Genomic DNA, 13,371 nt, shown 5'->3' on the forward strand with positions numbered 1-13,371 from the left:
TCCGGCGGCACGGTCGGCCGGGCGACCCGCGTCGGCCGACCGTGCCGCCGGACGCGCCCTGCCTCCGAATCGGGAGCCCGGCCGTGCCGAGCCGAGCGGTGTCGTGCCCGTGCCACCGCCCGGGCGCGCCGGCGAGCCCGTCGGCGTGGCCCGTGCCGCCGCCGTGGTGCCCGCCGTGTCCGGCCCGGTGGACCGGCCGGCACCGGATCCCTCCGACGGGCCGGCGCTGCGCTCGGCCGGTCAGGACGCGCCGGACGACGACGCCGCACCGGGTGCCCGTTCCGAGGAACGTCGGCAGACCCGCGAACGACGTCGCCTGCGCGCGGCGGTGTTGGTGCTGGTCAGCGTCGTGCTGCTCGGCGCGGTGCCGCTCTTCTTCGGCATCCGCACGCTGAGCCGTGACCCGGTCTTCGACAACCTGGACCAGCTCGGCGTGCCCGCCTGGGCGGCCGCGAAGACAGTCGACGACGTCAGCGGCAGCCGCTGGTGCCTGCTCGACTGCCGGCTGCGTGAGCGCACCGTGACCTCGGAGAAGGCGCCCAAGGAGACGGCGCAGGTCTATGAGGACGCGCTGCGCCGGGAAGGGTGGCAGCCGTGGAAGGTGAGCCGCTGCCCGGAGCAGCAGACGAAGGGCAGCTACACCTGCTGGCGTCGCGACGAGTTGACCCTCGACCTGTGGGTACGCGACCCGACCTGTGTGCCGCCGCCGGTGGACGGCGAGCCGGCGGTCGTGCCGTCCGGCGACCCGTCGGCCGCTGCGACCGAGTGCACCGGCTCGTTGGTGTCGGTGAAGGTGCGCAATGCGATCGACGACGAGCGGACCAGGCCGCAGCCGACCACCGACCCGTCACTGACCGGTGAGGATCCGTTCCCAACGGTCAGTGCGGATCCGCTGGGTGAGCTGACACCCTCACCGTCCTGAGCCGATCTCCATCACGGACGGTAGGGTCTGGGGCTGGCGGGCGCGCCCGCTACCGGTGACTGCCGACGGCTCGGCGGCCGGTACGGGTGGCATGGTTGTGCGTTCCGGGGACGTCGGGTCCTGCGGAACTCTGCTTGAGGAGGACAGGCGTGGGCGACATTGGACCGATCGCGGCGCTGATCGCGGCATCCGCGTTCGCGGTGCTGGTGCTCATCCTGACGCTGCCCATCCTGCGGCTGCGGCACACGGTTGACGCCACCACCCGCATGATCAACGATCTGAACGATCGGACCGCGCCGCTGCTCGGTGACGTGAACACCACGGTGAAGAACGTCAACGTCGCGCTGGAGCAGGTGCAGACCTCGCTCGACGGTGTGAACCTCCAGCTGGCGAAGGTCGACACCATGACCAGCCACGCGCAGAACGTGACCGCCAACGTCGCCAACCTGGCCACCGTCGTGTCCGCCGCGGCCGCCAACCCCCTGGTCAAGGTGGCCGCGTTCGGCTACGGCGTGCGTAAGGCCGCTGCCGGCCGCCGGCACGCCGAGACCGAGCGCGAGGTACGCGACACCATCAAGCAGCAGCGACGGGCCGCGCGACGCGGCAACAGCTGACCGGCCCGGCGCACCAGGAGGTAGCGGGACATGAGGCGCTTGTTCTGGCTCGGCATCGGGGTGGCCGTCGGTGTGATCGTGGTCCGCAAGGCGACCCGTACCGCGCAGGCGTACACGCCGGCGGGCATTGCCAGCTCGGTGACGGAATCCGCTGGCGGGCTCGTCGAGTCGCTGCGTAGTTTCGTGGAGGACGTCCGGGTCGGGATGGCCGAACGCGAGCAGGAGATCCACCAGGCGTTCGCCCAGGGCGAGGCGTTCGACGACAAGTTCGCCGACCTGCGGGAAGACCCGCGAATCGGCGATCGAGAAATCTTTCCGGAGGAACACCAGCGATGAAGACGGCGGAGATCAAGCGGCGGTACCTCGCGCACTTCGAGGCGAACGGCCACGCCGTGGTGCCGTCCGCTCCGCTGCCCGCCATCAGCGACCCGAACCTGCTGTTCGTCAACGCCGGCATGGTGCAGTTCGTCCCGTACTTCCTGGGTCAGCAGACGCCCCCGTACCAGCGGGCGGTCAGCGTGCAGAAGTGCATCCGTACCCCGGACATCGACGAGGTCGGTAAGACCAGCCGGCACGGCACGTTCTTCCAGATGAACGGCAACTTCTCCTTCGGTGACTACTTCAAGGCCGGCGCGATCCCGCTGGCCTGGGAGTTGTCCACGAAGCCGATCGCCGAGGGTGGATACGGGCTGGATCCGGAGCGGATCTGGCCGACGATCTACCTCGACGACGACGAGGCGTACGAGATCTGGCGGTCGGTGGGCGTGCCGGCCGAGCGGATCGTCCGCCGGGGCAAGGCGGACAACTTCTGGTCGATGGGCATTCCCGGGCCGTGCGGTCCGTCGTCGGAGCTGTTCTACGACCGGGGCCCGGAGTACGGCAGGGAGGGCGGCCCGGCGGTCGACGAGGACCGGTACATGGAGTACTGGAACCTCGTCTTCATGCAGTTCGAGCGGGGTCCGGGCACCACCAAGGAGGACTACCCGATCCTGGGTGACCTGCCGGCGAAGAACATCGACACCGGCATGGGCCTGGAGCGGATGGCCTCGATCCTGCAGGGTGTCGACAACCTGTACGAGATCGACGAGGTGCGGCCGATCCTGGCCCGGGCGGCCGAGCTGACCGGTAAGCGGTACGGCGCGCACTCCGGGCATGTGGCCAGCGAGTCGCACCCGGACGACGTGCGGTTGCGGGTGATCGCGGATCACGTGCGGACCGCGCTGATGCTGATCGGTGACGGCGTGACCCCGTCGAACGAGGGTCGCGGGTACGTGCTGCGCCGGATCATGCGCCGGGCGATCCGGTCGATCCGGCTGCTGGGCTGGCAGGAGCGGGCGCTGCCCGAGCTGCTGCCGGTGGCCCGGGACTGCATGGCGCCGTCGTACCCGGAGCTGGCGACCGACTTCGACCGGATCGCGGATTACGCGTACGCGGAGGAGGAGGCGTTCCTGTCCACCCTGCGGGCGGGCACCACGATCCTGGACACCGCGATCGCGGAGACCCGTACGGCGGGCGGCTCGGCGTTGTCCGGGGTGAAGGCGTTCCAGCTGCACGACACCTACGGCTTCCCGATCGATCTGACTCTGGAGATCGCCGCGGAGCAGGGCCTCACTGTCGACGACGAGGGGTTCCGGCGGCTGATGGCCGACCAGCGGACCCGGGCGAAGGCGGACGCGCAGGCCCGCAAGACGGGGCACGTCGACCTGTCGGCGTACCGGTCGGTGCTCGACGCGGGTGGTCCGGTGACGTTCACCGGGTACAGCGAGGTCTCCCGCGAGTCGACGGTGCGGGCGCTGCTCGGCGCCGACGGCCCGCGTCAGGCGGCGACCGAGGGCGACACCATCGAGCTGGTGCTGGACACCACCCCGTTCTACGCCGAGGGCGGTGGGCAGCAGCCCGACCAGGGCATGATCACGGTTGGTGGCGGGCAGGTCGAGGTGCTCGACGTGCAGCAGCCGGTGCCCGGTCTGATCGTGCACCGCGCCCGGGTGATCCGGGGCGAGGTACGCGCCGGTGAGGCCGGCTTCGCCGAGATCGACACGACCCGACGTCGGGCGATCTCCCGGTCGCACACCGCCACGCACCTGGTGCACCAGACCATGCGGAACTTCCTCGGAGAGTCGGCCACGCAGGCCGGGTCGCTGAACGCCCCGGGTCGGCTCCGGTTCGACTTCAACACCCCGACCGGGGTGTCGCCGAGCGTCCTGCGCGACGTGGAGCAGCAGGTCAACGAGGTGCTCCTGGCCGACCTGGAGGTGCACGCCTTCGTCACCTCGTTGGAGGAGGCGCGGCGCATCGGCGCGATGGCGCTCTTCGGCGAGAAGTACGGCGAGGAGGTGCGGGTCGTCGAGGTGGGTGACTACGCCCGGGAGCTGTGCGGCGGCACGCACGTGGCCCGCTCGGCCCAGCTCGGCCTCGTGAAGATCCTCTCCGAGTCGTCGATCGGCTCCGGTGTCCGCCGGGTCGAGGCGTTGGTCGGCATGGACGCCTTCGGCTTCCTGGCCAAGGAACACCTGCTGGTCTCCCGGCTGGCCGAGCTGTACCGGGTGCCCAACGACCAGGTCGCCGACCGGGTGGAGCAGACCGTCACCCAGCTTCGGGACGCCGAGAAGGAGCTGGAGAAGCTGCGCGCCCAGCTGGTGCTGGGTGGCGCGGCAGCGCTCGCGGCGCAGGCCAAGGACGTGCGCGGGGTCGCGTACGTGGGCACCGAGGCGCCGGAGGGCGCGGCCGGCAACGACGTGCGCACCCTGGCCCAGGAGATCCGCGGCAAGATCGACCCGGCGCGGCCGGCGGTCGTCGCGGTGGCGGCGCGGTCGAACGGCAAGGCGTCCCTGGTGGTAGCGGTCAACGCGGCGGCGCGCAGCCGTGGCCTGGCCGCGTCGGATCTGGTGAAGGCGGCGTTCTCCGGGCGCGGAGGAGGCAGCCCCGACCTGGCCCAGGGCGGCGGTCTGCCGGCGGCCGAGGCGCCGAATCTGCTGCTCACCGTCGAGAAGGCGATCACTGAGGCGTGATGGATCATCACTGTGAGTCAGGGCGGGCCGATCGGTCCGCCCTGGTTCGTATCCGGCTGGTGGTGACCGTCGGTGGCTGAGCTGACGCGTGGTGTGCGGATCGGCGTGGATGTCGGTCAGGTGCGGGTGGGCGTCTCCCGCTCGGATCCGGACGGGATCTTGGCAACGCCGCTGGTCACCCTGGCCCGCGATCTCACGGCGGCGCCAGACGCGGTGCCGAGCGACCTCGCCGAGCTGGCCGCGTTGGTGGCCGAGCACGAGGCCGTCGGGGTTGTCGTCGGTCTCCCGGTCAATCTCGCCGGCAAGCATGGCCCTGCGGCCGCCCATGTGAAGGCGTACGCTGACCGACTGGTCGATGTGATAGCGCCTGTCCCGGTAACGCTCACTGACGAGAGGATGTCGACCGTGGTCGCTTCTCGTAGGCTTGCCGAGCGTGGCGTCCGAGGTAAACGTCAACGTGCGGTTGTCGATCAGGCGGCCGCGGTGGAGATCCTGCAGAGCTGGCTGGACGCGCAGCGGAGGCGGACGTAATGATCGACGATCTGGATCTTGGGTTCGACGAGGCGGAGCGGGGGGAGAAGGGTCGGCACCGGCGCGGCTTCCGCAAGCGCAAGGGCGGGTCCGGCGGCGGCGGCCGGGGCAAGACATTCCTGGCCCTGCTGATGGCACTGCTCCTGTTGGGCGGCATCGGCGGCGGCGCGTTCTACGGCTTCGACCGCATCCAGAACTACTTCGTCACCCCCGACTACGACGGCAGCGGGAGCGGTGAGATCACCGTCGAGATCAAGAACGGCGCGCTGCTCGCCGACATGGCCGACGCCCTCGTCGCGGCCGACGTGGTGAAGAGCCAGAAGGCTTTCATCGAGGCGGCCGAGGCCGAGTCGCGCAGTAAGAACATCCAGCCGGGCACGTACAAGCTGCGCAAGCAGATGAGCGGCGCGAGCGCCGTGACCGCGATGCTCGACCTGAAGAACAAGATCGTCAACGGGCTGACCATCCCCGAGGGCCGCACGAGCTTGAACATCTACAAGCTGCTCTCCGAGAAGACCAAGATCCCGGTCAAGGACTTCCAGGCCGCCGCGAAGGACCCGGAGGCGCTCGGTGTCCCGGAGTGGTGGTTCACGCGCGGCGACGGCAAGAAGAGCGTGAAGTCCATCGAGGGTTTCCTCTTCCCGGACACGTACGAGATCCCGCCGAAGTCCACGGCCCAGAGCATCCTCAAGCTGATGGTGAACCGCTTCCTCTCGGTGACCGTGGAGATGAAGTTCGCCGACCGGGTGCAGGAGGAACGCAAGGTCAGCCCGTACGAGGCGCTGATCGTGGCGTCGCTGGCCCAGGCCGAGGCCGGCAACAAGGACGACCTGGGCAAGGTCGCCCGGGTGGCCTACAACCGGGTGTACGGCGAGTTCGACTGCAACTGCCTGGAGATGGACGTCACGGTCAACTACTACCTGGAGTCGATCGGTAAGCCGACCAAGTCGTCCAAGCAGATGACGGCGGCCGAGCTGGACGACCCGAAGAACCCGTACAACCGCAAGCTGCGGGGCATGATCCCCACCCCGATCAACAACCCCGGCAAGCAGGCCCTGGAAGGGGCGATGGACACGCCGCCCGGCAAGTGGCTCTACTTCGTGGCCATCGACAAGGAGGGCCACTCGGAGTTCGCCGAGACGTACGAGCAGCACAAGCGCAACGAGAACAAGGCCAAGGAGGCCGGCATCATCTGACCGGCCGGGTCATGCTGTAAAGGCTCCCTTTCCCATTGCGACCGCAATTATGGTCGCTGTCGGGAAGGGGGCCTTTCCCCTTTTCGATCAGGGCTTCCGCCCCCGTAATGCTTTTACCAACGTCGATGTGGGTCAAACGATGACGCGGTCGCCCAGGTGGTCGCCGAGCCGGTTCCCTGGTGCCTGGGCCGGGGTGCTGGGTAGGGTCGATCCCGACGTGCGCGGGAGAGCGGGGACGTGATGTCGACAGTGATCGGGCCACCGGCCGCGACCGGCGGTGACCGTGTCGACCCGTAGGGCCGCGGTGCTGGGCAAGCCGATCGCGCACTCCCTCTCCCCGGTGATCCACACCGCGGGTTACGTCGCCGCCGGGCTGACCGGGTGGTCGTACACCCGGATCGAGTGTGCGGCGGCGGAGCTGCCGGATCTGGTCGCCGGCCTGGGCCCGGAGTGGGCCGGGTTGTCGGTGACCATGCCGGGCAAGGAGGCGGCGCTCGCCGTGGCCGACGCCGCGTCGCCGGTCGCCGCCGCCGTCGGCGCGGCCAACACGTTGGTACGCCGTCGGGACGGCTCCTGGTACGCGGACAACACCGACGTCGCCGGCATGGTGCGGGTGCTCACCGACGCCGGCGTGACCGCCGGTGCCGCCGTGACGGTGCTCGGTGCCGGGGGTACGGCCCGCGCCGCGCTCGCCGCCGCCGCCCAGCTCGCGTGCTCGTCGGTGACGGTGGTGGCCCGCCGACCCGAGGCGGTCGACGAGCTGCGCCCGGTGGCCGGCGCGGTGGGTGTCGCGCTGACGCCCGCCCCATGGGCCGATGCGCCCCGGCAGCTCTCCACCGCCGACGTGGTCGTCTCCACGGTGCCGAAAGGGGTCGCCGACCCGCTGGCCGGCGCGGTGGCCTGGCGGCCGGGCGCGGTGTTCTTCGACGCGCTCTACGACCCGTGGCCGACGCCGCTGGCGACGGCCGCCGACGCGGCCGGCTGCCGGGTCGTCTCCGGCCTGGACCTGCTGCTGGCCCAGGCCGTCGGGCAGTTCGAGCAGTTCACCGGCGTCACCGCGCCGAGGGCGGCGATGGCCGCCGCGCTGACTGCCGCTCGCGCCGGCTGACCGACCGAACAGTGGGGTCCGGGCGCGGGCACCGATGGTCGCGAGACGTTCCGGAAGCGCTTCCAACGCGTCCCGTTGACTCCGCGCGTGCTCCCCAGGCAAGGTGGGTGGCGGGCTTCGGTCGCACCTGCGGCCAGAGTCCCTGATTTCCCTGCTGCGGTTTCTTAGCGGACGGTTAAGACGCGCTTACGGAAAACTGTCCTACCTGCCACATGTCCTGGTCATCGATACGCTGCTCACCGTTACGGACGCAGACACAGGGAGTTTCCTTGACCAGGCACGGACTGCACCGCATCACCCGGTTCCGCTCCGGACCCCGACGTAAGGCGATTGCCATCGGCGTGGTCGGCGGTTCGGTGGTGGCCGGCATCGTGGCGACCATGATGCCGCTGCTGGCCAGCGACGACCTGTCGATCCGGGCGGCGGCCGACACCACCGCCACCGCGGTGTCGCAGGACGGTGACAACGCGGCCAAGTCGACGCTGGCCACCTGCGCGACGCGCTGCGACGGCAACCCGCGCGGTGGCCGCGAGGCGGTCATCGAGTTCGCGGTGACCACGGTGCCGGCCAACGCGGTCAACATCCGGGCGACGCTGCGGGTGCACGCCTGGCAGCAGTTCGCCGCCACGGTGACGGCGCACGCCTCACCGCTGAGCGCCCGCGAGTCGCGGCCGCCGCTGACGCCGGCCGGTGCCGCACTGGACAGCGTGACCAGCGTGTCCAAGGGCTTCAACGAGTGGGACGTCTCCAAACTGGTCACCGGCAACGGCACCTGGACGGTCTCGTTGGCGCAGAGCGGCCTGGAGAGCCGGATCTACTGGGCGTCGGTCGAGAACCGCAACACGGACCTGCGACCCGGCCTGCTGATCAGCTACGACCTCGGGGCCCGGCCGTCGCCGGTGACGACCACCCGGCCGGCACCGCCGCCGTCGCCGAGCGCGTCGCCGACCACCGCCGCGCCCAAGCCGTCGCCGACCATCGCTCCGACCCGGACGCCGACCCCGAGCGCCAGCGGCACCCTCCCGTCCGGCAACTGTGGTTCCGTCTCGGACAAGCTCGTCCCGTCCTGTGGCGCCTGGTGGGGCATGTACTCGCCCGCCGGGGCGGCCGGCGGCTGGGACCACGGCAAGGCCGTCACCGATGTGGAGACTCAGGTCGGGCGCAAGTTCGACATCGTGCACCGCTACCACGACTTCTCCAACGCCGGCAGCAACGGCGCCTTCCCCGACATGTACGAGCAGCAGCAGATGCGCGAAGGCCGGCTGATGTTCTTCGCCTGGGAGTCCCGTGACTTCTCCGCCGGCACCACCCTCAAGTGGTCGGACGTCTACGGCGGCAAGCAGGACGGCACCATCGACGCGGTCGCGGGCCGGATCAAGGCCGCCGGTGTGCCGGTCTTCATCGGTTTCGACCACGAGCCGGAGGACGAGCCGAACAAGGGCAGCGACGCCGACTTCGTCCGGGCCTGGCGCTACGTCCACGAGCGGTTCGCCAACGCCGGAGCGACCAACGCGGTCTGGGTCTGGACGATGATGGGCTGGTCCGGGCACTACTCCCGGTACGCAGGCCTGTACCCCGGCGACCGGTACGTCGACTGGGTGGCCTACGACCCGTACAACTTCCACGTCTGCAACGGCAGCACGGTGTGGAAGAGCCCGAGCACGACGGTCGGTGGCTTCTACCGGTGGCTGGACGACAACGGCATCGGCGCCGGCAAGCCTCGGATGCTCGCCGAGTTCGGCACCAACTTCAACTCCGCCGACCTGAGTGCCAAGCAGCGCTGGTTCCAGGAGTTCCCGGCGGCGCTGAAGGCACACCCGAAGATCAAGGCGGCCATTTACTTCAACTCGGCCGGCATGACCAACCGCACGTCGACCTGTGACATGACGATGAACCACGACGCCTCGGCGGTGGCCGGCTTCGCGAAGGCCGGCCAGGATCCCTACCTGCGGCAACCCACCGGAGGTAACCGCTGACGTTCGAAACGGGCTGACCGGACGACGTTCGCCGGGGGTCGCGCAGCCGATCCTCCGGCGTTCTGTCGGCTTGCGGATTCATGCACCGCCCAATCGGCGGATTTTGTTTACCAGGTTGGACGAGGCACGCTACCTCGGGTTCTCATCCAATCTGGAGGCGCAGCGTGCCCAAACTCTCGCACTTGTGGCGTTTTGCAGGACGACGTCGTACTCGGGCGGGGATGGTCGCGTTGGCGATCATCGCCGCAGCTCTGGGCGTGCCCACGACCGCGTCGGCCGCGGTGGTACCGGTCCCGGCCACGGCGACCCTGGTGTCGGCGAACCCCGCCGACACGACCCCGCACGCCCGAGACGGTGAGACCCGTGCCTTCGCGCAGGTGGGCAACACGGTCTTCGTCGGCGGCAGCTTCACCCAGCTCCGGCAGACCGCCAGTTCCGCGTGGGTCACGCAGCGCTACCTCTTCGCGTACGACCGGACCACCGGGACCATGTCGACCACCTTCCTGCCGGTGCTCGACGGCGCGGTCAACACGCTGCTCGCCGGCCCCGGCGGCACGCTGATCGTCGGCGGCACCTTCAAGAACGTCAACGGCGTCTCCCGGAAGAACCTGGTGGCGCTCAACCCGGCGACCGGCGCGATCATCGACAGCTGGGTCGGGCGTTCCGACGGCGGCACGGTCCGTGACCTGGCGCTGGACGGCAACTGGCTGTACGTGGCCGGTGCGTTCAACTGGCTCAACGGCACCGCGCACGCCGGTCTGGGACGGCTCAACGCGACCACCGGCGCGATCGACCCGAGCTTCAGCATCGACGCCACGGTGGGACGGCACGGCACCACGTCGTACGTCTGGACCATCGACGTCGCGCCGGACGGCGACACCCTGGTCGTCGGCGGCAACTTCACGCTCGTCAACGGCCTGCCGCGCAACCAGATGGCGTTGGTGGACGTCTCCGGGACTCCCACGCTGCTCGACTGGAGCACCGACAAGTTCGTTCCGCCGTGCGCCGCGCCGACGACCTTCGTGCACTACGTGCAGGACGTGAAGTTCGGTGGCGACGGCAGCTGGTTCGTGGTCGGCACCAACGGCGGCGGCGGCTGGCCGGCCGCGTACTGCGACGCCCTGGTCCGCTTCGAGACCGCCGCGCGGGGCTCTGGCCTGCTCGCCACCTGGGTCGACTACACCGGTAACGACACCATCACCTCGGTCGAGGTGGCGGACAACGTCATCTACCTGGGCGGGCACTTCCGCTGGCTCAACAACCCGAACGCCAGCGACAACGCCGGCTCGGGCGCTGTCGACCGGCTCGGCATCGCCGCCGTCACTCCGGCGACCGGCATGCCGGTGAACTGGAACCCGCGCCGTAGTGGCAGCGCCTCGATGCCGTCGGGCACCAGCAACTGGGGTTCGTCGGTGCCGGTGCTCTGGCGTGGCTCGGACGGCCTCTACTTCGGGCACAACTCCGATGGCATGGGCGAGGAGTACCACGGCCGGCTCGGCATGTTCCCGCTCGCCGGCGGACGCACCTTCACCCCGAAGAACCCGCCGTCGGCCACCACCGGCAACCTCTACCTCGGCACCGCCTCGGGCACCGTGGCGAAGGTGCCGTTCAACGGCACCGAGCTGGGCACCGCGACCAGCGTCAGCCAGCCCGCGTACACGGCGGCCGGCGCGACGTGGCGGGTGGACGACCGGATCTACTGGTCGCACACGGTGGCCGGCACGCCCACCGGCAGTCGGATCGACATCTCGCTCTTCAACGGGGGCGCGATCGGCTCACCGTGGGAGGCGTCCGGCTACAACGACTGGTACAACCCGGCGTTGCTGACCGGTGCCTTCTTCCTCGACGGCCGGCTCTACTACACCCGTACCGGGGCGAACAACCTCTACTACCGCTACTTCGAGATCGACGGCAACTACCTGGGTGCCACCGAGTTCGCTCTGCCGACCACCGGTGTGACCTGGTCCACGGTGCGGGGCATGGCCTGGGTCGGCGGTCGGATCGTCTACGGCTCCACCGACGGTGCGCTGCGGAGCATGGCGTTCGACCCGACGGCAGCGCCGAGCGCGGTGGTCAACGGCACCACGGCGACGGTCATCAGCAGCGCGACGCCCGAGTTGTCCTGGTCTACCCCATCGACATTCTTCTCCGTACAGTAAGGGTCAACCGTTCGTAACGGAGCATCGGTAGATTGTTCACGTTGGGCCGGTGGCGGTACCCACCGCCGCCGGCCCGCAACGGTGGGGGAGGGTCGTTGCTCGGCGCCGCTGGCATCCGAACGGGACGCGTGGTGCGTCTGGTCTTCGCGGTCAAACGCGGCTGGTATCAGCTCCGTTACCGACGGTTGACGCTCGGTCGGGACGTGGAGATCCGTGGCCGGATCCGGTTGCGGCGCGGTGTGCGGGTGACCATTGGTGACCGCACCCGGTTGAACAAACTCGTCCGCTTCGCCGGTCCCGGTGAGGTACGCGTCGGTGCGGACTGTCTGCTCAACGCCACCTGGATCGGCACCTGGACGTCGGTCACGGTGGGGGACCGGTGCCTCCTGTCGGACTGCGAGTTGCTCGACAACGACTTCCACAACCTGCCCCCCGAGCAGCGGCACGCACCGCCCGGCCCGCTCACCCGTGCCCCGATCGTTCTCGAGGACAACGTCTGGGTCGGCGCGCACGCCCTGGTCCTGAAGGGCGTGCGGGTCGGTCGGGACAGCGTCGTCGGCGCGGCGACGGTCGTCCGCACTGACGTGCCACCCGGCGTCGTGGTCGTCGGTAATCCTCAACAGACGGTGAAGAAGTTCCATGACTGATGCAGCGCCCGCCCCCTGGCCCACGGACGGCCCGTCCTCCGGCACCTCGCGTGCCGTGACACTGACCGACCTGCTGCGGGTGCCGATGCACCGGTTGCGGTTGGTGGCGGCCGTCGCCATGGTCGGTCTGCTCGCCGCGCTCGGCTACGTGCTGCTGGTGCCGGCGGCGCTGTCCGCGAGCGCCGTGGTCGCGGTCCGGCCGGTGGTGACCGACGCCTTCACCCCCAGCGGCGCGGGCGCCGACCGCGCGGTCAACATGAACGTGGAGAGCGGCATCGCCACCGGCACCGAGGTGGTGCAGCGGCTCGCCGACTCGGCCGGCGGCGACCCGCGGGACATCCGCGACGCGCTCGAGGTCGAGGTGCCCACCGGTGGGCAGATCCTGCGCTTCACCTACCAGGCGCGCGAGGCGCACCAGGCCGTGCAGAGCGCCAACATGGCCGCCGAGGCCTACCTGAGCGTGCGCCGGACCATGTACGAGCAGCAGCGCGCCGAGATGTTGCGCTCCTACGACGCCAGCATCACCAAGGTCGCTGCCCAGCAGACCGCGTTGCAGAAGCGGGCGAACACCGCCAAGGACACCGCCGCCGGTGACGCGCTGGTGGCCGAGCTGGCCGGGATCAACAACCAGCTCACCCAGCTCAACGCCGCCCGTACCGAGATCGCGGCGGTCGACGTCAACCCCGGCTGGGTCACCCAGACCGCCGAGAAGGCGCTGGTCACCTCCGCCGGGCACCGGCCGCTCTACATGGTCGCCGGCCTGCTCGGTGGCGCGCTGATCGGCATCGTGCTGGCGTACCTCTGGGAGTCGACCGACCGGCGGGTCCGCTCGGTCGCCGACGGCCGGGAGGCCTCCGGCCTTCCCCTGCTCGGCACCGTACGCCGGCCGGCGTTCCGGGGCAGCCCCCGGGCGGTCGACGCCGACGTCCGGTACGTGGCGATGGCGGTCGCCGAGCGGGTCCGGCAGCCGGCCCGGGTGGCGCTGGTCACCGCCCGGGAGGACGCCACCGTGCTCACCGCCGGGCTCGCCGTGGCGCTCGCCGTGGACGGCCGGGAGGTCTTCGTCGCCGATGACAGCGGACGGATCGAGCGGCTACGGGCGACCGTTCTCGCCGACCGCGGGCGACTGCCCATCGACCCGTCCCGGCCGCTGGTGCCCAAGCCCCGGCCGGCCGGCAGCACACCGGCCGTCGGTGCCGCCACGGAG

General features: G+C 70.3%; 11 protein-coding genes. All 11 read left to right on the forward strand.

Annotated features, from left to right (window positions below; all coding sequences use genetic code 11):
- The first annotated feature begins 226 nt into the window (after nt 1-226).
- Nucleotides 227-922, forward strand: coding sequence for a hypothetical protein (locus tag DLJ58_RS16945; RefSeq protein ID WP_124857588.1), 696 nt, complete (start codon nt 227-229; stop codon nt 920-922).
- 149 nt (nt 923-1,071) lie between these two features.
- Complete coding sequence (locus DLJ58_RS16950) at nt 1,072-1,536, forward strand: DUF948 domain-containing protein (protein WP_124857571.1); 465 nt, start codon at nt 1,072-1,074, stop codon at nt 1,534-1,536.
- Between the two features lie 30 nt (nt 1,537-1,566).
- On the forward strand, nt 1,567-1,872 hold the full coding sequence (locus DLJ58_RS16955; RefSeq protein WP_124857573.1) for a hypothetical protein: 306 nt from the start codon (nt 1,567-1,569) through the stop codon (nt 1,870-1,872).
- Nucleotides 1,869-4,547 (forward strand): alanine--tRNA ligase, encoded by a 2,679-nt coding sequence (alaS, locus tag DLJ58_RS16960; RefSeq protein WP_124857575.1) that lies wholly within the window; start codon nt 1,869-1,871, stop codon nt 4,545-4,547. The genes DLJ58_RS16955 and alaS overlap by 4 nt, the downstream gene beginning before the upstream one ends.
- 72 nt (nt 4,548-4,619) lie before the next feature.
- Nucleotides 4,620-5,078 carry a Holliday junction resolvase RuvX gene (gene ruvX / locus DLJ58_RS16965; RefSeq protein ID WP_124857577.1) on the forward strand — a complete coding sequence of 153 codons (459 nt, stop codon included), beginning with the start codon at nt 4,620-4,622 and terminating at the stop codon, nt 5,076-5,078.
- Complete coding sequence (gene mltG, locus DLJ58_RS16970) at nt 5,078-6,274, forward strand: endolytic transglycosylase MltG (protein ID WP_124857578.1); 1,197 nt, start codon at nt 5,078-5,080, stop codon at nt 6,272-6,274. The genes ruvX and mltG overlap by 1 nt, the downstream gene beginning before the upstream one ends.
- A 277-nt stretch (nt 6,275-6,551) precedes the next feature.
- Nucleotides 6,552-7,382: a shikimate dehydrogenase gene (locus tag DLJ58_RS16975; protein ID WP_124857580.1), complete on the forward strand. Its 831-nt coding sequence runs from the start codon at nt 6,552-6,554 to the stop codon at nt 7,380-7,382.
- Nucleotides 7,383-7,651: 269 nt separating this feature from the next.
- Nucleotides 7,652-9,358, forward strand: coding sequence for a glycosyl hydrolase (locus DLJ58_RS16980; RefSeq protein ID WP_124857582.1), 1,707 nt, complete (start codon nt 7,652-7,654; stop codon nt 9,356-9,358).
- 221 nt (nt 9,359-9,579) lie between these two features.
- Nucleotides 9,580-11,517, forward strand: a complete 1,938-nt coding sequence (locus tag DLJ58_RS16985; protein WP_124857584.1) for a hypothetical protein — start codon at nt 9,580-9,582, stop codon at nt 11,515-11,517.
- A gap of 95 nt (nt 11,518-11,612) precedes the next feature.
- Nucleotides 11,613-12,164 (forward strand): acyltransferase, encoded by a 552-nt coding sequence (locus tag DLJ58_RS16990; protein ID WP_124857590.1) that lies wholly within the window; start codon nt 11,613-11,615, stop codon nt 12,162-12,164.
- The coding region (locus DLJ58_RS16995) for a YveK family protein (protein ID WP_124857586.1) at nt 12,157-13,371 on the forward strand (1,215 nt) is incomplete at its 3' end. The genes DLJ58_RS16990 and DLJ58_RS16995, both read left to right, overlap by 8 nt.

The organism is Micromonospora arida (genome assembly GCF_003857035.1).
Classification (GTDB): Bacteria; Actinomycetota; Actinomycetes; order Mycobacteriales; family Micromonosporaceae; genus Micromonospora; species Micromonospora arida.

Coding starts and splice junctions, on each gene's coding strand:
- DLJ58_RS16955 (WP_124857573.1), top strand. CDS start 1,567: ATGAGGCGCTTGTTCTGGCTCGGCATCGGGGTGGCCGTCGGTGTGATC.
- alaS (WP_124857575.1), top strand. CDS start 1,869: ATGAAGACGGCGGAGATCAAGCGGCGGTACCTCGCGCACTTCGAGGCG.
- mltG (WP_124857578.1), top strand. CDS start 5,078: ATGATCGACGATCTGGATCTTGGGTTCGACGAGGCGGAGCGGGGGGAG.
- DLJ58_RS16985 (WP_124857584.1), top strand. CDS start 9,580: ATGGTCGCGTTGGCGATCATCGCCGCAGCTCTGGGCGTGCCCACGACC.